Source organism: Oribacterium sp. oral taxon 102, assembly GCF_013394775.1.
In the GTDB taxonomy this organism is placed as follows: domain Bacteria; phylum Bacillota; class Clostridia; order Lachnospirales; family Lachnospiraceae; genus Oribacterium.
The window spans coordinates 1,879,922-1,900,017 of sequence record NZ_JABXYT010000001.1 but is presented as its reverse complement, the minus strand read 5'-3'; the positions used below and the strand labels follow the sequence as shown (position 1 = coordinate 1,900,017).

The 20,096-nt window shown below is 57.2% G+C and carries 22 protein-coding genes; 18 read left to right on the top strand and 4 right to left on the bottom strand.

What is annotated here, in order from left to right; genetic code table 11:
• Positions 1-111: 111 nt before the first annotated feature.
• Positions 112-480: a RidA family protein gene (locus HW273_RS08575; RefSeq protein WP_179011515.1), complete on the top strand. Its 369-nt coding sequence runs from the start codon at positions 112-114 to the stop codon at positions 478-480.
• A 323-nt stretch (positions 481-803) separates the two neighbouring features.
• Positions 804-1,256: a type IV pilin protein gene (locus HW273_RS08570; protein WP_243206774.1), complete on the top strand. Its 453-nt coding sequence runs from the start codon at positions 804-806 to the stop codon at positions 1,254-1,256.
• A 152-nt stretch (positions 1,257-1,408) separates the two neighbouring features.
• Here HW273_RS08570 and HW273_RS08565 read toward each other — a convergent pair whose 3' ends face one another.
• The 3 genes from HW273_RS08565 to HW273_RS08555 all read right to left on the bottom strand — a co-directional run bounded on the left by HW273_RS08565 (position 1,409) and on the right by HW273_RS08555 (position 3,481).
• Complete coding sequence (locus HW273_RS08565) at positions 1,409-2,101, bottom strand: MBL fold metallo-hydrolase (protein WP_179011512.1); 693 nt, start codon at positions 2,099-2,101, stop codon at positions 1,409-1,411.
• On the bottom strand, positions 2,098-2,490 hold the full coding sequence (locus tag HW273_RS08560) for a VOC family protein (protein WP_179011509.1): 393 nt from the start codon (positions 2,488-2,490) through the stop codon (positions 2,098-2,100). The genes HW273_RS08565 and HW273_RS08560 overlap by 4 nt, the downstream gene beginning before the upstream one ends.
• Positions 2,491-2,638: 148 nt before the next feature.
• Entirely contained in the window at positions 2,639-3,481 is an 843-nt protein-coding gene (locus HW273_RS08555; RefSeq protein ID WP_179011507.1) for a YitT family protein, read from the bottom strand.
• A gap of 313 nt (positions 3,482-3,794) precedes the next feature.
• Here HW273_RS08555 and HW273_RS08550 point away from each other — a divergent pair, with 313 nt between their 5' ends.
• From HW273_RS08550 to HW273_RS08515, 8 genes are all read left to right on the top strand, one after another.
• On the top strand, positions 3,795-4,532 hold the full coding sequence (locus tag HW273_RS08550) for a hypothetical protein (protein ID WP_179011505.1): 738 nt from the start codon (positions 3,795-3,797) through the stop codon (positions 4,530-4,532).
• A gap of 127 nt (positions 4,533-4,659) precedes the next feature.
• Positions 4,660-5,406, top strand: coding sequence for a pseudouridine synthase (locus tag HW273_RS08545; RefSeq protein ID WP_243206773.1), 747 nt, complete (start codon positions 4,660-4,662; stop codon positions 5,404-5,406).
• On the top strand, positions 5,384-7,369 hold the full coding sequence (gene ligA, locus HW273_RS08540; RefSeq protein ID WP_179011503.1) for an NAD-dependent DNA ligase LigA: 1,986 nt from the start codon (positions 5,384-5,386) through the stop codon (positions 7,367-7,369). Before HW273_RS08545 ends, ligA begins: the two co-directional genes overlap by 23 nt.
• Before the next feature lie 7 nt (positions 7,370-7,376).
• The gene (lgt, locus tag HW273_RS08535; protein ID WP_179011501.1) at positions 7,377-8,255 is read left to right on the top strand and encodes a prolipoprotein diacylglyceryl transferase; all 879 of its coding nucleotides are present in this window, start codon (positions 7,377-7,379) and stop codon (positions 8,253-8,255) included.
• A gap of 113 nt (positions 8,256-8,368) precedes the next feature.
• Positions 8,369-9,121, top strand: a complete 753-nt coding sequence (locus HW273_RS08530; RefSeq protein ID WP_179011499.1) for an enhanced serine sensitivity protein SseB C-terminal domain-containing protein — start codon at positions 8,369-8,371, stop codon at positions 9,119-9,121.
• 91 nt (positions 9,122-9,212) lie between these two features.
• The gene (locus HW273_RS08525) at positions 9,213-10,436 is read left to right on the top strand and encodes an NAD(P)-dependent oxidoreductase (protein ID WP_179011497.1); all 1,224 of its coding nucleotides are present in this window, start codon (positions 9,213-9,215) and stop codon (positions 10,434-10,436) included.
• A 209-nt stretch (positions 10,437-10,645) separates the two neighbouring features.
• Positions 10,646-10,873, top strand: coding sequence for a hypothetical protein (locus HW273_RS08520; protein WP_179011495.1), 228 nt, complete (start codon positions 10,646-10,648; stop codon positions 10,871-10,873).
• A gap of 127 nt (positions 10,874-11,000) precedes the next feature.
• Positions 11,001-11,432, top strand: a complete 432-nt coding sequence (locus tag HW273_RS08515) for a NusG domain II-containing protein (RefSeq protein ID WP_179011493.1) — start codon at positions 11,001-11,003, stop codon at positions 11,430-11,432.
• Between the two features lie 124 nt (positions 11,433-11,556).
• Here the strand turns inward: HW273_RS08515 and HW273_RS08510 are convergent, their stop codons facing one another.
• Entirely contained in the window at positions 11,557-11,727 is a 171-nt protein-coding gene (locus tag HW273_RS08510; RefSeq protein WP_179011491.1) for a DUF362 domain-containing protein, read from the bottom strand.
• A gap of 400 nt (positions 11,728-12,127) precedes the next feature.
• Between HW273_RS08510 and abc-f the strand changes: the two genes are divergently transcribed.
• From abc-f to rbfA, 8 genes are all read left to right on the top strand, one after another.
• A complete protein-coding gene (gene abc-f / locus HW273_RS08505; RefSeq protein ID WP_179011488.1) occupies positions 12,128-13,861 on the top strand; it encodes a ribosomal protection-like ABC-F family protein in 1,734 nt (577 codons plus the stop codon).
• A 142-nt stretch (positions 13,862-14,003) separates the two neighbouring features.
• A complete protein-coding gene (locus HW273_RS08500; RefSeq protein ID WP_179011486.1) occupies positions 14,004-14,645 on the top strand; it encodes an ABC transporter ATP-binding protein in 642 nt (213 codons plus the stop codon).
• Positions 14,646-14,736: 91 nt separating this feature from the next.
• On the top strand, positions 14,737-15,066 hold the full coding sequence (rimP, locus tag HW273_RS08495; RefSeq protein WP_179011484.1) for a ribosome maturation factor RimP: 330 nt from the start codon (positions 14,737-14,739) through the stop codon (positions 15,064-15,066).
• Positions 15,067-15,098: 32 nt separating this feature from the next.
• Positions 15,099-16,361 carry a transcription termination factor NusA gene (gene nusA, locus HW273_RS08490; RefSeq protein ID WP_179011482.1) on the top strand — a complete coding sequence of 421 codons (1,263 nt, stop codon included), beginning with the start codon at positions 15,099-15,101 and terminating at the stop codon, positions 16,359-16,361.
• Positions 16,358-16,624, top strand: coding sequence for an RNase P modulator RnpM (gene rnpM, locus HW273_RS08485; protein ID WP_179011480.1), 267 nt, complete (start codon positions 16,358-16,360; stop codon positions 16,622-16,624). Before nusA ends, rnpM begins: the two co-directional genes overlap by 4 nt.
• A complete protein-coding gene (locus tag HW273_RS08480) occupies positions 16,614-16,937 on the top strand; it encodes a L7Ae/L30e/S12e/Gadd45 family ribosomal protein (protein WP_243206844.1) in 324 nt (107 codons plus the stop codon). The genes rnpM and HW273_RS08480 overlap by 11 nt, the downstream gene beginning before the upstream one ends.
• Positions 16,921-19,683 carry a translation initiation factor IF-2 gene (infB, locus tag HW273_RS08475; RefSeq protein WP_179011475.1) on the top strand — a complete coding sequence of 921 codons (2,763 nt, stop codon included), beginning with the start codon at positions 16,921-16,923 and terminating at the stop codon, positions 19,681-19,683. The genes HW273_RS08480 and infB overlap by 17 nt, the downstream gene beginning before the upstream one ends.
• On the top strand, positions 19,680-20,096 hold the full coding sequence (gene rbfA, locus HW273_RS08470) for a 30S ribosome-binding factor RbfA (protein ID WP_179011473.1): 417 nt from the start codon (positions 19,680-19,682) through the stop codon (positions 20,094-20,096). The genes infB and rbfA overlap by 4 nt, the downstream gene beginning before the upstream one ends.

The following is a 20,096-nucleotide window of genomic DNA, read 5'->3' as shown; positions in this document are numbered from 1 at the left end:
GAGGTTTAATGACTTGCATTCTCCGGGATTTTGCGCCATAATAATATTTAGATAACCTGAATATTTTTGCTGCTTCAAGAAGAGCGGCTCTTACAGGGAAAGGAGAACAGGATGAAGCTTATTTCAACAGACAAGGCACCGGCGGCGATCGGACCCTATTCGCAGGGCTATATCACGGGAGGACTCGCATTCCTCTCCGGACAGATTCCGGTGAATCCGGCGGACGGCACGGTGCCGGAGGGGATCGAGGCGCAGACCGAGCAGAGCTGCCGGAATGTGGAGGCGCTCGTGGCGGCGGCGGGCTCTGATATGGCGCATGTCGTGAAGACCACCTGCTTCCTCGCAGACATGGCGGATTTCGCCGCCTTCAATGCGGTATATGAGAGGCACTTCCTCTCGAAGCCCGCGCGCTCCTGCGTGGCGGTCAAGACGCTCCCGAAGGGCGTGCTCTGCGAGATCGAGAGCATCGTGGAGCTGTAAAGAACTGCAAAGGGAAAGAGACAGCAGAAGATCAGGCAGCCGCCTCCGCACATTTTATGTGTGGAGGCGGTTTTCGTGAGGGCTTGGTTTCTGTCAGCTGGTTTCACAGTAAATGCTGCCGGATTCGGAGATAAGATGTATTGGCTGTTTTATTCCGGCGGATTGCGCAGGGAATTGATACAAGATTTCATTGAAATTTCGACAGGGCATGCTATAATAGCCGCATAACCGCCTTAAGAAAACAATAAGAATTTTAAATGATGCATGGCAGGACGGGAAGGCTCTCTGCCGGAGGGCGGAGTGCATGAAATGGAGGAGAAGATATGGTTCAGAAGATGAAAGAGAAAAAGGGCTTCACGCTTGCCGAGCTGCTCGTGGTGGTGGCGATCATCGGCGTACTGGTAGCGGTGAGCATCCCGATTTTTACAAGTCAGCTGGAGAAGAGCAGAGAGTCGGTTGATATTTCCAACATGAGAGCCGCTTATGCTGTTGCTCAGGTTGATGTTTTAACAGAAGGATATAAGGATATAGATCGTTATACTGCTTCGGGTTCTACATATTCTGGTTACTATGATATTTCTGGTAATATGAAAGCCACTAAGGCAGGTATTGCGACCTATGGGAAGTCTTCTGTTACTGGGAAGCAGACAACAAGTGATTTACCGGTAAACGGTAACTTCGATTGGGATGGAAATGTAAGTGGAAAGCTCATAAAAGTCACTATTAAATCTGATGCAACTGACGGAAAGTATGTAACAGTTGCATGGGAAAATTGATCTTATGATTAAAATACGGCGTTCATTTTAAACTAAGTGGGCGTCTTTTTTTGTTTAACAGTCTTTTTTCGGCAATCGAGGTCTTTATCGCAAAAATCAAACTCTTGAACACTTTCACTTTTTTTGAAGAGAATGATTTTCATAAATCTATATCAAACCTCCGCTGTTACCCCCTCCCGCAGCGGCAGGAAGCGTGTCCTCCGATTTAGCTCCGCGAACGCTGGAATTGCCCGGAAGCGTTCGATGACGGAGGGATCCGCGGAGAAGTGCATCGGCACGAGGCAGTCGGTACAGGCATAGTCGAGGAAATCGAGGATTCCCTTCTCGGGAGAGCGGAGCCGCGGGTCGAGCGGGACGAAGGCGAGCCGGAAGTGCGTACCGCGGATCCGGGAGAGCTCCCCGCGGTACTGCCGTTCGAGCGCTTGATCCTCCGCATCGCCGTCCCACCACCAGTTGTTGAGATCTCCGGCATGGTAAAGCTGTTCCGTGCCGAGCCGGAGCAGGAAGGCGACGCCCAGATCATTGGAACGGAGCGTACGGATCTCGCAGTCCGTGCGGGGCAGCGGGAGCGAGAGCATCTCGTGCGGCTTCATGCGGTGGCAGCATTTCCCCTCCATCTCGCGGCAGGGCGGGATCTCATCGGAGAGGATGTAGTGAAGCCCCGCGGGATGGGAGAGCCGGAAGATCTCCCGCGAATAGTGGTCGGGGTGGCTGTGGCTCACGAAGACCAGCAGCGGCTTCTCCGGATCGAGAGGCGGGAGCGTCCCCCGCCAGTAGTCGAAGAGCAGGGAAGCGGAGCCGGTCTCTACGAGAAAGCTGCTGTGAAAGAGGGAATGTACGATCATTTCGTATGCGCCTCCATATAGCTGCCGCTCCGCGCCGGGACGATCTCGATCCAGTAGCCGTCCGGATCCTCGAGGAAATAAATGCCCATCTCCGGATTCTCGAAGCAGATGCAGCCCATCTCCGCGTGCTTTCTGTGCGCGAGCTCAATATCATCCGCAGTCAGTGCGAGGTGATATTCCTGTTCCCCGAGGTCATACGCCTCCTGCCTGCCCTTCAGGCAGGTCAGCTCCAGACGGAAGCCGGTGCGCTGATCGCCGAGGAAGACGATAATGAAGTCAGCTGTCTCCTTGCGGCTGAGCTCCAGAAGTCCCAGCGCTTCCCGATAGAAACGGAGGCTCTTCTCCAGATCTCTGACATTGAAATTGAAGTGATTGAACGAAAAATTCATCTGTATTCTCCTTTTAAATTATAACAGTTTAGATAAGCTTATCTGTGATTTGCTGAAGCAGAAGCGATTTCCGTGAACTCGAAATAGAATTTCAGCGAATGGCGAAGAAGGGCGTCTGTCAGACGGGGCTTCTTGTCTGAACTGTTCCTTAAAATTTCGGCTTCGGAAGATAGCGCATATCCGAGACATTGTAAACAGTGAGGAAGGCCTCCGGGTCATGCCGCTCGATCCAGCTCATCAGCTTCTGGTATTCCGCCTTATCGACGACGGTGATGATCTCCCGGCGGTGCTCGAGGCGGTAGGCGCCGCAGGCGTCATAGACGGTTGCGCCGCTGTGCAGCTCGGAGATGATGAAGCGGCGAACCGCCTCGAAGTCCTTCGAGACGATGCAGACCCGCTTCTTGATATTCTGCCCGAGGATGAAGCGGTCGATGGCGATGCCGTTCAGATAGGTGCCGAGGACGGAGAGCACGACCGTGCGGCTGCCGAAGACCAGCGCCGAGGAGAGCGCCACCGCCATACCAGAGAGGGACATGGCGTTCCCGAGCGGGACGCGCAGGAAACGGTTCATCAGCTTCGCGACGATGTCCAGTCCGCCGGAGGAGGCGTTCCGGTTGAAGAGCACGGCAATCCCGATGGAAACGAGGAAAACATAGGCGGCAGCATCCAGGATATCACTGCCTGTGAAGGAGCGGAAGTCCGGGAAGAGCCGCTCGAAAAGCCCGAGGAAGAGCGGCAGCAGGATAGAGGTGTAGACGGTCTTGTAGCCGAATTCCCTGCCGAGCAGCAGGAAAGCGAGCAGCAGGAGCAGCAGATTCATCAGCATGGTGAGCGCGGAAACCGGCAGGGGGAGCAGTGCAGAGAGAACGATGGCGAGCCCGGAAATGCTGGAAATGCTGGCATGGCTGGGAATCAAAAAGAAAAAGACCGCGGCGGCGATGAGGAGTGTCGCCAAGGTCAGGATCACGAGTTCCTTCACGATTTTCTTCATAAATAAAATCCTTTCAGCTGTCGCAGGCGGAAACCTGCTGTCTCTATTCTACCCATTTGGCCGGCGCTCCGCAATCAGAGATTACGGCTTTTGTGAATCCGGCTTATATGGAGCTTTTCCGCTTTTCATTTTCCTGAAATAAGAATATAATAGAACGGCTTTCAGAGGACAGCACCAGACAGGGGGAGCGCATATAGCTCCTGCGATCATCAGAGAAACGCTGCTTAAGTCGGAAACGCTGCGTGCCAACGGGGCGTGATGCCGCAAAAGCGGCACGGGGCACCTTTTCGGGATGGAGGAGAGAGGGATTTTCATGAGGCTTCATAGGGGATTTTGCCGGGTGCTTCTGCTCTGCATGGGATTGTCCATGGCGGCATGCGGAAAGCGCAGCGAAACGGAGACGACACAGAATGCGACCGGAGACCGGCTGCATGTCGGCATGAATTATAAGGAGCAGCGCTTCCGGCTCGTGGAGAAGTCGGATACGGATGGAGAGCCTGTGCTGGTTGTGGAGAATTCGGATCTCGGCACGCTTCGGGTACATGTCTCGGAGACGATCTATCAGAAGTACAGTGCGGGGGAGGAGCTGGGGATCGGACAGAGCAAGAAGTTCGACGTGAACGCGGATTCCTTCGGTGTGGCATACTATATCGATGGAGAAGAGGTTCGGATCGAGGATCCGGAGTATACGCCGGAGGAGGCGCAGGCGCTTCAGGAGAGGCGGAATGCGGAGCGTACGGGAAACGGAGCGGAAGCTTCGGCGGAGGGTGCTTCGGCGCAGGATGCTTCAACGCAGGACACTCATGCAGCAGGGGACGCTCCGGCAGAGTCCGGCGAGGCTGCCGAGGTCTTTGACTTCGGCGAGGCAATGGCGCGGCTCGTACAGGGCGGACATGTCCGCCGTGCGGGCTGGGAAGCGGATCGATACCTCTACCGCGACGGGGAGCGCACGATGCTGCATACGAAGGACGGTACACAGCCCTATTCGCTGGACGGCGCTGCTGCGGAGGGGGCGCTCACGGCACAGGACTGGAGCGCGGTTGACGGCTAAAGTGCTGCGGATTTATGCCTGATCCGGATGATGCGCGGAGGACAGGCGCTGTGTATCGCAGGGATTGTCCTGCGATGCCTCTCCGGCAGAGAAACGTGCCCCTCCGGCAGGGAAACGGAGAGGCAGGATGGAGAAGAGAATGAGAATCAACAAACGGCTTTCGGAGCTGGGTGTCTGCTCCCGCAGGGAGGCGGATCGTCTGCTCGCCGCGGGCAGGATCACAGTCAATGGCAGTGCTGCCGTGCCGGGACAGCAGATCACAGAGGAGGACACTGTCGAGCTGGACGGCAGGGTGCTCGCGAGGGAGAGGGATATGCCGGTGCTTCTGGCATATTACAAGCCGAGAGGGATCGTCTGCACGAGCTCGGAGAGGGACCGTGCGAAAAATATCATAGAGGCGATACGGTATCCGATCCGGGTCTACCCGATCGGGCGGCTGGACAAGGAGTCGGAGGGGCTGATCCTCCTGACGAATCAGGGCGGGCTGGTGAACCGCATCAACCGTGCCCGGCATTTTCATGAGAAGGAATATGTGGTGACGGTGGATAAGCCTCTGCAGCGTGCGGCGCTGGACCGGCTTGCGGACGGCGTATATCTGCCGGAGCTTGAACGGACGACCCGTCCCTGCATGATCTGGCAGGATCGGACGCTGCCGCCCGCAGTCCGCGCGCGCCAGTTCCACATTGTACTGACTGAGGGACTGAACCGCCAGATCCGCAGGATGTGCGGAGCATTGGGCTATGAGGTGAAGCGGCTCCGGCGAATCCGGATTCTTCAGCTTCGCCTGGAGGAGCTTCGTCCGGGAGAATACCGGGAGATCACATTGGAGGAGCTGGGGCTATCGGCGGAGGATGGAGGAGAGAATGCAGGATAGAATGCGGGAGCTCGTTCAGCTCCTGAACGAGGCGGGCAGGGCGTACTATCAGGAGGGACGGGAGATCATGCCGAATCTCCGCTATGACGCGCTCTATGACGAGCTGGTCATGCTGGAGCAGAAGACGGGAATTGTGCTTTCCCAGTCTCCGACGCAGAAGGTGGGCTATGAGGTGCTTTCGGAGCTTCCGAAGGAACGGCACCAGTCGCCGATGCTCTCCCTCGCCAAGACGAAGGAAAGAGAGGAGCTTCGGAGCTGGCTCGGGACGCAGGAGGGGCTGCTCTCGTGGAAGCTGGACGGGCTGACGGTGGTGCTCAGCTATGAGGGCGGCAGCCTCGTGAAGGCGGTTACCCGCGGCAATGGGGAGATCGGAGAGGTCGTGACCGGAAACGCCCGGGCATTTCAGAACGTACCGGCGCGTATCCCGTTTCCGGGCAGTCTGGTGCTTCGCGGGGAGGCGATCATCAGCTATTCGGATTTCGCGAGGATCAATGCGGAGCTGCCGGAGGCGGACGCGAAGTACAAGAATCCGCGGAACCTCTGTGCGGGCTCGGTACGGCAGCTGGATCCCCGCATTACGAGGGAACGGAATGTCCGCCTGCTCGCCTTCGCCCTCGTTTCCGCGCTTTCTCCGGAGGGGGAGGCACTGGACTTCGAGAACAGCAGAGAACATCAGTTTGCGTTTCTTTCTGAGCAGGGCTTCACCGTCGTGGAGCATCGGCGGGTGAATGCGGAGACGGTTTCCGCGGCAGTGCAGGACTTCGAGAACCGCATTGCGGACAATGACTTCCCCTCGGACGGGCTGGTGTTGCTCTATGAGGATATCGCCTACGGGGACGCACTCGGGCGTACCGCCAAGTTTCCGCGGAATGCCATTGCCTTCAAATGGTCGGATGAGGAGGCAGAGACGGTGCTCCGCGAGGTGGAATGGTCGCCATCCCGGACGGGGCTTATCAATCCGGTAGCGGTATTTGATCCGGTGGAGCTGGAGGGAACGACAGTGAGCCGTGCGAGCCTCCACAATCTTTCCTACTGTGAGGAGCTCCGGCTCGGCATCGGAGACCGTATCACGGTTTACAAGGCAAATATGATTATCCCGCAGATCGCGCAGAACCTGAGCGGCTCCGGAACCCTCATCCCGCCGCATCTCTGCCCTGCCTGCGGTATGGAGACGGAGATCCGGCAGGACAGGGATGCGAGGACGCTCTACTGCGGGAATCCCGACTGTCCGGCGAAGCGGCTCAAAAACTTCGCACTTCTTGTGAGCCGCGATGCGCTGCATATCGACGGGCTCTCCGAGATGACACTGGAGAAGCTGCTGGGGCACGGCATCCTTCGGAGCTATCGGGATCTCTTCCATCTGGAACAACACAGGGAGGAGATTGTCGCACTGGAGGGCTTCGGGGAGCGCTCCTATGAGAAGCTCTGCGCTGCGGTTGAGGCGGCGCGGAGGTGCTCTCTCTCCCGTGTTCTCTATGGAATGGGGATCGAGGGCATCGGCCTCGCCAATGCCAGAGAGCTCTGCCGGCATTTCGGGGAGGATATATCGCGGCTCCGCGCGGCCTCGATAGAGGAGCTGACCGCGGCCTCGGGGATCGGCGAGGTGCTGGCGGAGAATCTGCGGCGCTTCTTTTCCGACCCGAAGCGGACAGAGGAGCTTCTGGGTGTCCTTGCGGAGCTTCGGCTGGAGAAGGAGCTGACCGGGGAGGAGGGCGCGCAGACGCTCGCCGGAAAGACGGTGGCGATTACCGGCACACTCCTGCATTTTTCCAGCCGGAAGGAGCTGGAGGAGCGCATCCGCACCGCGGGGGGGAAGGTATCCGGTTCTGTATCCGGGAAGACCGCCTATCTTGTAAACAACGAAGTCGCCAGCGCCTCCGCAAAGAACCGGAAGGCACATGAGCTGGGGGTTCCGATTGTGACGGAGGAGGAATTTCTCCGGCTGCTGGAGGGAGAGGAGTGAGGTGAGCATGGATTTTGCAAATTATGATATCTATTTCCCGCATCTCGGGATCGGGATCGAGCATCTTCGGAATTCGATTTCCCCCTTCGGCTTCCGGATTGCCTTCTATGGGATCCTCATCGGCATCGGAATGATTCTGGGAATACTGGTCGCGTCCCTCGACTACCGCCGCCGCGGCAGGAATCCGGATGAGATACAGGACTTCGCGCTCTATGCGATCATTTTTTCGGTGCTGGGCGCGCGGGCGTATTATGTAATTTTCCAGTGGGATTACTATTCACAGCATCCGGCGGAGATTCTGGCGATTCGGAACGGCGGACTCGCGATCTACGGCGGCGTACTCGCGGCGATCCTCAGCTGTGCGGTGTTCACGAGGCTTCGGAAGCTCTCTTTCTTTGACATTGCGGACAGCGGCGTACTCGGGCTGATCCTGGGGCAGGCGATCGGGCGCTGGGGAAATTTCTTTAATGCGGAGGCGTTCGGCGGCTATACGGATTCGCTTCTCGCGATGCGGATACGGCAGAGCATCGTGAACCCGAATATGCTCGGGGGAGATGTGATGCAGCATATCCGGCATATCGACGGGGTGGATTACATTCAGGTACATCCGACATTTCTCTATGAGAGCTGCTGGAACCTGCTGGTCTTCCTGCTGCTTCTCTTCTTTTCGCGGCGGAAGAAGTTTGAGGGAGAAATCTTCTTTCTTTATCTGGGACTCTACGGACTGGGACGCTTCTTCATCGAGGGGCTCCGCGCGGATTCGCTGCTGTTCTTCGGCACGGGGATTGCGGTTTCCCAGGCGCTTTCGCTGCTGCTCGTGCTGCTCAGCATTGTCAGCATAGGTGTATTATGGTACAATAAGACCCGTTCTCAGGCCGGAGTGTAATGCAGGACGGGGCGAAGGCATGAAATTGTCCTGCATCCGAAATCCGTTCGTGAGATCGGGCCGGTGCGGGAGCGTGCCGCCGCTTCGACAGGACGCTGACGATGGAGGTTTCAATGGAAGACGAGAGAGAGAAGAAGAACGCCCGCCTGCTGATGGCGATGCACGCCCTGCAGTCAGAGGAGAGCGCCGGGGCGCAGGAACGGCTGCTGAACGAGCTGATTCATCATGCGGAGCTGTATCTGCCGGTGAAGCAGGCGAAGGACGGAGAGGATACCAAGATTGCATTTGCGGTCGTAAATGACGGACAGAAGCATCATTACTATGCGCTCTTCACCTCGAGGGAGCGCGCACAGGCATGGAGGGAATCGGAGCAGGAGTTCGCAGTGGTGAATTTCCCGAAGCTCGCGAGCATGTGCATGGGAGATCCGCGGATCTCCGGTGTGGTGATCAATGCCAATACGGAGAACCTGATCCTCGGACGGAAGCTCCTCTCCGATGCGAACCGGATGCTGCAGGCGGAGCTTATGGGGCAGAAGGCGGTGCCTGCGGCAGAGCCGGTTATGTTTCGGGAGCCGAGCGGCGAGTATACGGAGATGCTCGAGGCAGTGCGTGAATATATCAGGGAGGACAGGAACATTTCCGCGGCATATCTCCGGGAGGCGGAAATCGGCGGAGAGCTCTGCTATGTCTTCATCGTGAATCATATCGGCAGCATGCAGCCGAGCTTCGCGAATATCACGACGGTCGCGCAGGACTTCCGGAAGGAGAGGCGTCCCGTCGCGGTCATGTCCGCCCGCGCACCGGAGGCGGAGGCCGTCATCAAGGACATCCTGCCGTTCTACCGAAGACCCTTCGTCATCTCCTAGCCCGTGTTAAATATATATCTTTTGTTGACAGAGAAGCCCTTTCTGCATACCATGATTGCATACAATGATGGCAGGCAGGAGGGACTTTTTTATGGCGGTACATGTGATTGACGAGGCGAAGCGCTGCTTGAACTGCAAGAAGCCGAGATGCAGGGAGGGCTGCCCGATTCATACCAATATCCCGGAGATGATACAGAAGCTCCTGAACGAGCAGGTCATGGAGGCGGCGGAGATGCTCTTCCTGAACAATCCGCTCTCCATCGTCTGCTCGCTGGTCTGCGATCACGAGAAGCAGTGCGAGGGGCACTGCGTGCGCGGGATCAAAGGCTCTCCGGTGCACATCTCCGCGATTGAGAACTATATCTCCGATTCCTGCTTCGAACGGATCCGACTTGAGATGAAGCCCGCGAACGGCAGGAAAGTCGCGGTTATCGGTGCAGGGCCTGCCGGAATCACGATTGCCGTTATTCTCGCGACCCGCGGCTACAAGGTCACGATCTTCGAGGGCAGAGAGAAGATCGGCGGTGTCATGCGCTATGGGATTCCGGCGTTCCGCCTGCCGCGGAGCATCCTTGACCGCTACTATGAGAAGCTCGTGGAGCTGGGTATCCTCTTTCGGCCGAACTTCAATATCGGAGGCTCTGTCAGCATTCAGGATCTTTTCAATGACGGCTACCGTTCGGTATTCATCGGCACCGGAGCATGGAGACCGCGCCGCCTGATGATTCCGGGAGAAACCTTCGGCAATGTTGCCTATGCGATCAACTATCTGAATGATCCGGATGTATACCGGCTCGGAGACCGCGTCGCGGTCATCGGCGCGGGCAATGCGGCGATGGATGTCGCGCGGACGGCGATCCGGCATGGCGCACGGGAGGTTACGGTCTACTCCGTCACGGAAATCCCCGCTGCCTCTCCGAAGGAGGTCGAGTATGCGAAGCTGGACGGCGTGCATTTCGAATACCTGAAGACCGCAGTGGAGATCCGGGACAGCTCTGTCATAGTCTGTGATGTGAGCTGGGACGAGGGCGGCAGGATGCAGGTGGACGAGAGCACGCGGACGGAGGTTCCATGCGATTTCGTGATTGTCTCGATCTCGCAGGTGCCGAAGGACAGGCTGGTCAGCAGAGACAGGGAGCTGAAGCTGAACGAGCACGGCACTCTGCAGACGGACGAGCATGGAGAGACGACGATGCCCGGCGTCTTCGCCTCCGGCGATGTCGTGACCGGCGCGAAGACGGTCGTGGAGGCGGTGCATCGCTCGAAGCAGATCGCGGACGACATGGATCGCTATATGCAGAGCCTGTCGGACTGAGGACTGCACGCGGCAGGGATCCTGCCGTACAGACAGCCCCCTGCGAACCGTTCTGCCATGTATTTACCCGTAGAAGCGGGAAAGCAGGCAGTATAGGAACAAAAGACAGAACACAGATTTCCAGAACGGATTTTTGCGAAAATGTGTTTACAAAACGTTTGTACAGTGCTATACTCTCTTCATCGAAGGATGGAAGAGAGGTAGGAAGCATGCGGATAAATTTGAGAACCTTTGGGATGCTGACGATGCTGCTCACTGCGGTGGGCTTCGTTCTGGGACTTTCTACGATTTTTGAGTTCCGGATTCTGGGGCTGGCGCTTCTGGGACTGGGGATCTATCTGTTTCATCTGCTGGGGGAGGAAAAGAAACGTCTCCGGAAAAGACAGGACTTCTATCAGCGTGTCGGCAGGCTGATCGCAGCGCGGCTGGATGCCTGACGCTCGGCGGTGCAGTACGGACGACGCTTCGCACAGCGCAGCGTGCTCTGCCGTTTTACGGAGTGGATATACTGTGCTTTCTGCCTTTACAGATACAGGGGCATTCCGGGAGGGCGAAAGGAAAGGAATGGAAAAAACAGAAGAGAGGGAGAGTCGGAGGCGGAGTCTGCTCTTTTACGGATTGCTCGTCCTCCTGCTGCTTTGCAGCGGGGGCGGCTTCTATATCTATCAGCAGATGAAGACGCCGGAGACGGCGGCGGTCATCCGCCTCGGGGATCAGGAGCTGCTGCGGGCACCACTCTCGCGGGATGCCCGTTACCTGCTGAAGGACGGAGAAATCACAGAGGTGGATATGGATTATACGATGGCAGCGAATTTCAGCGCGGAGGAGCTGTCGGAGCATGCTATCAATGTCCTCGAGATCCGGGACGGCAGGATTCGCTGCATAGAGGCAAATTGTCCTGATCTGACCTGCGTGCACATCGCCCCGATGGGAGCGGACACGGACGGCATTCCGATCGCATGTCTCCCGCACGGGATGATTATTACGATAGAGTAGGGGATTTTCTTTTCGGACAGGTGGGATTACCTTCTGCGAGGGAAGGCAGACATAGAGAAAAGAGGCACTGACCGCAGTCAGTGCCTCTTTTCTCTATGTCTGCCTTACAGTGAAATTTCCTGAATTATTCCGCTGTGATCGCGCCGGTCGGACAAGCCTCCTCGCAGGCGCCGCAGTCGATGCAGGTATCCGCATCTACGACATACTTGGTCTCGCCCTCGGAAATCGCCTCAACAGGGCAGGTAGAAGCACATGCTCCACAGCTTACGCACTCATCGCTAATAACGTGTGCCATTTCGAAATCCTCCTTATAGAAATAAATAGTATCTAAGTGTGTGTGCACCCTCCGGTGCAGCTACCCGTATTTTAAACCATTTTACCCGGACTTACAAGAAAATCTCCACGGAATCATGTATTTTTTTCGAACATTCTTTCTGAAATTCCTAGCGTAAATATAGGAGATAGTTAGGACTAATCCTGTAGAAGCGCGAATCCAATTGCAGGGGTTACGGAGCAGCAGAGATACATTGACGGCACGCAGCTTCCTCGATGGATCAGTGTTTTCCAAAGGAAAAGCGTTCCCAAAGAGAGGGAAAGGGAAGAAAACGCTGCTTTCATGGCAGGATTCCGGAAAGTATGCTATGATATTCCGGCAGTCAGGGAAGGAAAAGCAGACGATAAGGATCAGAAGCAGTATGATTTTAAATATTTCGAATTTGAGTAAGGCATTTCTGGAAAAGCCGATTCTCAGGGAGGTTTCCTTCCACATCGAGGATCATGAAAAGGCGGCGATTGTCGGGATCAACGGCTCCGGGAAAACGACGCTTATTCGCTGTATTCTCGGAGAGGAGGAGCCGGACAGCGGCATCATTGCCCTTTCGAAGGACAAGAGGATAGGATATCTCGCGCAGCAGCACGCGGATATGGAGCAGGGGGCTTCGGACTTCGACACGCTCTCCGGCGGGCAGAAGACGAAGCTTCGGCTGGAGCAGATCCTGCTGGACAAGCCGGATCTGCTGATTTTGGACGAGCCGACGAATCATCTGGATATCGAGGCGATTCAATGGCTGGAGAAGGTGCTGAAGCGTTATGACGGGGCGGTGCTTCTCGTCAGCCATGACCGTTACTTTCTGGATCGCGTCGTGACGAAGATCATCGATCTGGACAATGGACGCTGCCGGATGTACCGCGGCAGCTATACGGAGTATGCGGAGAAGAAAAAGCAGCTTCGGGATGCCGAGCTCCGGGCATATCTGAATCAGCAGGAGGAGATTCGGCGGCAGGAGGCGGTCATTGAGAAGCTGAAGAGCTTCAACCGGGAAAAGTCCATCAAGCGGGCAGAGTCCCGCGAGAAGCTCCTTGGCAAGGTGGAACGTCTCGAAAGACCGGAGGAGATCCGGGATGAGATGCGACTCATGCTGACACCGGGCATTCCGTCCGGGAACGATGTGCTCTCAGTGCGGGAGCTCTCGAAGCGCTTCGGAGAGAAGACGTTGTTCTCGAAGGTTTCCTTCGAGTTGAAGCGCGGGGAGCATGCCGCTGTGATCGGTGCGAACGGGACGGGAAAGACGACGCTTCTGAAGATCCTGAACGGTCTGGAGGAGGCAGATCAGGGGGCATTCCGTCTCGGAGCGAATGTACGGATCGGCTACTACGATCAGGAGCACGCCGTCCTCCATATGGAAAAGACGATCTTCGACGAGATCCGGGATGCCTATCCGACGATGAACAATACGAGGGTACGGAACGTATTGGCGGCGTTTCTCTTCACGGGAGATGATGTCTATAAGCAGATCGGGGATCTCTCCGGCGGCGAGCAGGGCAGAGTGAGCCTCGCGAAGCTGATGCTGTCCGACGCGAATTTCCTGATTCTGGACGAGCCGACGAACCATCTGGACATTCAGGGCAAGGAGGTGCTGGAGGACGCAATCCGGAGCTATGAGGGGACGGTGCTCTATGTGAGCCATGACCGTTACTTCATTAACCGGACGGCAGGGCGTATACTGGAGCTTTTCGAGAACCGTTTCGACGACTATATCGGGAATTATGACTATTATCTCGAAAAGCGGGAGGACGTTCGCCGCTACGGGCTGCTGCAGAGAGGGAATACCGGAAAGGGAAAGAAGGCGGAGCCGCTTCCTCCGGCAGAGAATTTCAGTCAAGGCAGGCTGGACTGGGCGCAGCAGAAGGAGTATCAGGCGGCGTTCCGAAAGGCGGAGAACGGGCGCAGCCGTGCAGAGAAGGAAATTCAGCGTCTCGAGGAAAGGAATGAAGCGTTGAATCAGGATATGGCGAAGCCGGAGATTGCGTCGGATATCGGGCGGTTGATGGAGCTGCATCGGGAGAAGGAAGCGAACGACGAAAGCCTCACGCGGCTCTATGAGGAATGGGAAACGTATTCCGAGCAGCTGGAACGGCTGAACGGCTGAGGGAACGGGGAGAAAGGGGATATTCTATGGAGGTGGCCTATGGGCTGTTGATTCCGTTTGCCGGCACGACGCTGGGCGCGGCATGTGTATTCCGCCGGCTTCACGATCATGATGGCACTGGATGCGGCACTGGGGTGATAGGATGATAGAGCTTGACCGGCTGTATAAGCGTTACGGGGAGCAGGAGCTCTTTCACGGGAGGAGCTTCCGCTTCGAGGAGGGAATCACTCATGTTCTTTTCGGTGCATCCGGGAGCGGCAAGACGACGCTGCTTCGTCTTCTGATGGGACTGACTGAGCCGGATCATGGCAGTATCCGCGGTCTGGAGGGGAAGCGGATTTCTGCCGTCTTTCAGGAGAATCGTCTCTGCGAGAGCCTGACGGTGAGCCGGAATATCCGCAGTCCGCTTCCTAGGGGCTCGCGGGAGGAGCGGCAGCGCCTCCTCCGGAGGATCGAGACGGCGCTTAGAGAGCTCGGGATGCCGGGGACGGCGGGGCAGAGGGTCTCGACGCTGTCCGGCGGCATGAAGCGCCGGACGGCGATTCTCCGCGCACTTTTCTGTCCGGCAGAGATCTATATTTTTGATGAGGCATGCCAGGGACTGGACGGAGAGAACAAAAGACGCGTCATGGAGCGGATTCTTCGGACGACCTGCGGCAGGACGGTCTTCTGGGTGACCCATGACAGGGAGGAGCTTCTGTATTTTCCGGATGCAAGATGCTGGGAGCTTGGCGATTCTTCGATTTCTTTTGCGAAAAATGAGGAAAACCCTTGCAATGTATAGTGTTTCGTGTTACTCTCTTAGCGTATTTATTGACTGGTTGGAAGGAGCAAGCGCCGCGCTTGCTCCTTTTCAATAATGTAAAGGAAGCGCTATGTATACAAAAAGAGTAGAGGAGCATCTGCGCGCGGTACTGCCGGAGCAGGGCTATGGACTGGACAGCGTGACATTCACGAGGGAAATGGGCATAAACTACCTGCGTGCCTTCATTTTTCGCACGGACGGGGCGGATATGACTGTGAACGACTGCGTGAGGGTTTCGAGGCCGCTGTCGAAGTGGCTGGATAAGGAGGACTTTATCGCGGAGGAATATATGCTGGAGGTCTGCTCTTTGGGCTTCAAGGAAAACCCCGGGAACGAGGACATCGGGGCGGCAGAGACAGAAGAGGGAAGCGGTGCAGAAGCGGAGAGCGCTTCGGAATAATTCAGAGGAACGTCCTACAGGAGGAGAGGAAGATGAATACAGAACTGCGCGAGGCATTGGAAATTCTGGAAAGGGAGAAGGGCATCCCCAAATCGGCGCTGATCGAGGCGATCAAGGGCTCCCTGCAGACGGCATGCAAGAACCACTTCGGCTCTGCGGACAATGTGCGGGTGGAGGTCGATGAGGAGAGCTGTGCGTTTTCCGTGATTGCAGACAAGACGGTCGTAGAGAAGCCGGAGAATCCGGCCACGGAGATCTCCCTCACGGAGGCGAAGCTGATGGATCCAGGCTATGCGCTCGGCGATATCGTGCAGGTGCCGATCGATTCCAAGAGCTTTGGTAGGATCGCGACGCAGAACGCGAAGGGTGTGATCGTGCAGAAGATCCGCGAGGAGGAGCGGAGAGTGCTCTACAATGAGTATTACTCCATGGAGAAGACCGTCGTGACCGGCATCGTAGATCGGGATACCGGCAGATCCGTGATCGTAAATCTCGGCAGGGTCGACGGTTACCTCGCGGAGAATGAGCAGGTGAGGGGTGAACGGCTTTCGCCGAACGACAGGATCAAGGTCTATGTGGTGGAGGTCAGGGACGCGCCGCGCGGCCCGCGCGTGATGCTTTCCAGAACGCACCCGGAGCTTGTGAAGAAGCTCTTCGAGGAGGAGGTCACCGAGGTGCGGGACGGGATCGTCGAGATCAGGGCGATTTCCAGAGAGGCGGGCTCCCGTACCAAGATGGCGGTATGGTCCAACGATCCTGACGTCGATCCGGTCGGCGCCTGCGTCGGTCTGAACGGTACCCGTGTCAATACGGTGGTGGATGAGCTGAAGGGAGAGAAGATCGACATTATCAGCTATGACGAGAACCCGGCATACCTGATTGAGAATGCGCTTTCTCCTGCGAAGGTCATCGCGGTCATCGCGGATCAGGATAATAAAGACGCGCTGGTCATCGTGCCGGATACGCAGCTTTCCCTCGCGATCGGCAAGGAGGGGCAGAATGCGCGCCTCGCCGCGAAGCTGACCGGCTACAAGATCGACATCAAGTCCGAGTCGCAGGCGGCAGAGCAGGGAATTTTCGATGAAATGGGGATCGACTACCATGGAGAGGGCGGCTTCGAGGACTACAGCGGAGAGCTGGAGTTCGAGGAGGACGAGGATGCTTATGAGGATTACGATGGCGAAACCGACGAAGGGGTCGATGAGGAAACCGACGAAGGGATCAATGAGGAAACCGGCGTAGAGACCGGTGAAGAGGGGAATGGAGAAGAGGAGGCGGCAGACACAGAGGAATGAAAAAGCTGCCGGAGAGAAGCTGTATCGGCTGCGGGGAGAAAAAGGGGAAGAACGAGCTGATTCGGATCGTTCGTTCACCGGAGGGGGAATTTTCGCTGGACGAGAGCAGCAGAAAAAATGGAAGAGGCGCCTATCTTTGCAGGAATGCGGAATGCCTCCGGAAGGCATGGAAGCGGAGAGGACTGGAGAAGTCCTTCCGGGAAGCGATTTCCGCCGAGGTTTATGAGGCGCTTCGAGAGGAGTTTGAGAAGATTGCAGGATAAATTCATGGGAATGCTGGGGCTCGCGATGCGCGCCGGGAAGCTTCGCTCCGGGGAATTCGGCACGGAGAAATCCGTCAAGGAGGGCAGGGCAAGACTGGTGATTCTCGCCGGAGACGCTTCGGACAATACCAAAAAAAAGTTCCGAAATATGTGCGAATACCGCTCGGTTCCGTACTGCGAGCACAGTACGAAGGCGGGGCTGGGCAGTGCGATCGGGAAGGAAGAACGGTCTTCACTCAGTATCGAGGATGAGGGCTTTGCGATACAGATGAAACGGATACTGGAGGTAAATGCGAATGTTGGAAGAGAATAAGAATCTAAAGGCAGAGAAGGCCGCGAAGCCGAAGGAGGGCGCCGCCGCGCCGAAAAAGAAAAAGCTGGCGGTGGTTTTCCATTCCCAGAATTCGGTCAATCACAAGGATCACCCGCTGGGAGCGAAGACAGCACGGAAGGCAGCGCCGAGGGGTGCAGAGAAGAAGAGCTCACCGAACGGAAGACCCCTTCCGCCGGGAACGGCACGGGTGACGCCGCTTCGGGAGCTGAACGCGATCCAGCAGAAACGCGAGGAGCAGGCGCGGAGGGCAGAGCAGGAGAGGCTCGCAGCGGAGCAGGAGAAAAATGCGGCGGAGATGACGAAGAGGGATTCTGTGCCGGAGCCTAAGAGAGAAAATGCGGCGGAGACAGTGAAGAGGGAGCAGCCGGCGGTACGGGTACTGAAGGCGCCGGAAAAGCCGGCGGCAGAGAGACCGAAGCAGGATATCATGAAGGAGCTGAATGCACCGAGACCGGTGATCCGAAACGTATATGCGGAGATGAAGGCGCAGGAGCAGAGGGAGAAGGCGGCGCAGGAGCGGAGAGAGCGTCCGCTCTCCCGCGGAGACAGAGAGAACCGCGGTGCACGTCCGCAGGGAGACCGCCCGTTCCGCGGAGGAAGACCCGGCAGCACGCAGGGCGGAGAGAGACGGCCGTTCGGAAGAGATCCGCAGAGAGCGGCAGGCGGCCGTCCTATGCCCGGCAGACGGGACGGCGGCGTTTCCGGCGGTCTGGAGCTCTCGGAGAAGAGCGGAGGTCATCAGAGACATGAGGCGGTGAAGCCGCAGAGGAAGACCTATGGCAATAAGGCAGCGGAGAATGAGAAGGCAGCGCTTTCGCAGCGGAACCGTAACAGCCGGAAGCAGAATAAATACGGTGCTGCACAGTCCTACGAGAGAGACGATATGCAGCACAAGAGCCGCAGAACCGGCAAGGGTGCGTTTATCAGACCGGAGGTCGTGAAGAAGGAAGAGGAGCAGATCAAGGCCATTACGATTCCGGAGCTGATCACAATCCAGGAGCTCGCGGATAAGATGAAGCAGAAGGCGGCGGACATCATCAAGAAGCTCTTCCTGCAGGGAAAGCTTGTGACGCTGAATACGGAGCTTTCCTACGAGGAGGCGGAGAATATCGCCGTAGAGTACGACATCCTCTGTGAGAAAGAGGAAGAGGTCGATGTGATCGCCGAGCTCGTGCAGGATTCGCTGGAGGACAGCGAGGAGGAGCTCCGGCCGCGTCCGCCGGTAGTCTGCGTCATGGGACACGTCGACCACGGCAAGACCTCCATTCTCGACGCGATCCGCAATACCAATGTGACGAGCCGCGAGCATGGCGGCATCACGCAGTCCATCGGCGCATATCAGGTATCGGTGGAGGTGAACGGGGAGAACCGTTCGATCACCTTCCTCGATACGCCGGGACACGAGGCATTCACCGCGATGCGTATGCGCGGCGCACAGTCCACGGATATCGCAGTGCTGGTCGTAGCGGCGGACGACGGCATCATGCCGCAGACTGTCGAGGCGATCAATCATGCCAAGGCGGCAAATACGCAGATCATCGTTGCGATCAATAAGATCGATAAGCCGACGGCGAATATTGAGAAGGTGAAGCAGGAGCTGATGAAGTACGACCTCGTCTCTGAGGATTACGGCGGAGATGTCATCTGCTGCCCGGTATCCGCGAAGACCGGAGAGGGCATAGAGGAGCTGCTGGAGAATATCGTGCTCGAGGCGGATGTAATGGAGCTCCGCGCGAACCCGGATCGAATTGCCTACGGCGTTGTTATCGAGGCGGAGCTGGACAAGGGGCGCGGTTCCGTGGCGCGGCTGCTCGTGCAGAAGGGGACGCTCTCCGTCGGCGACGTCGTCGCGGTCGGCTCTGCCTACGGCAAGGTGCGTGCGATGGTAGACGACAAGGGGAAGCGGATCAGGAAGGCGACGCCGTCCATGCCGGTAGAGATCCTCGGGCTGAATGCGGTTCCGAATGCCGGCGAGATCTTCCAGGTGAAGGACAACGAGAAGGAAGCGAAGGCGTATGCTGCGACCTTCGTTTCCGAGAACAAGCAGAGGATGGTCGAGGAGTCCAAGAAGAAGGTCAGCCTCGACGCGCTCTTCGACCAGATCAAGGCGGGCGAGATCAAGGAGCTGCCGATCATCGTCAAGGCAGATGTACAGGGCTCCGTAGAGGCGGTGAAGGACTCTCTCGAGAAGATCCGGAACGAGGAGGTCATGGTCAGGGTCATCCACTCCGGCGTCGGCGCGATCAACGAGTCGGATATCAATCTGGCGATCGCTTCCAACGCGATCGTGATCGGCTTCGATGTGAAGCCGGACACCACGGCGAAGGATATCGCCGACAGAGAGCATGTCGATGTACGGCTTTACAACATTATCTATAAGGCAATCGAGGATATCGAGAATGCGATGAAGGGAATGCTGGCCCCGGTTTACGAGGAGAAGGTGATCGGGCACGCTGTGGTTCGTATGATCTTCAAGTCCTCCGACGTCGGCACGATCGCCGGCTCCTATGTGCTGGACGGCATGGTACAGAGAGGGGCGAAGGCGCGGATTCGGAGAGGAGAGGAGCTGCTCTTCGATGGCGCGATCGCTTCCGTAAAGCGCTTCAAGGATGATGTGAAGGAAGTTCGTACCGGTTATGAGTGCGGACTGGTCTTCGAGGGCTTCTCGGATCTTCAGGAGGAGGATCAGATCGAGGCCTATGTTATGGAAGAGGTTAAGCGTTGAAAAAACAGAATTTTAAGAACCAGAGAAGGAATGAGGATCTCCGGCGGGAGCTTTCCGTCCTCATCCGGGATGAAATCAAGGATTACAGGGTCTCTCCGATGACAAATGTCACCGGCGTCTCCCTGACGTCGGATCTCCAGTTCTGCAAGGTTTACGTTTCCGTACTGGGGGAGGAGGAGCAGCTGGAGAGGACAATCGAGGGGCTGCGTGCGGCGGGAGGCTATCTCCGGCGGGAGCTGGCACAGCGTCTGAACCTCCGGCATACGCCGGAGCTGCAGTTCGTTTCGGACCATTCCGTATCGTACGGTGCGAGGATGGACGCGCTTATCAGCCGGGTTTCCCGGGAGGATGCGGAGCGTCCGGTCGGTGTGCCGGTCAATCAGGATAATGTGTATGAGACAGAGGAAGAGTGA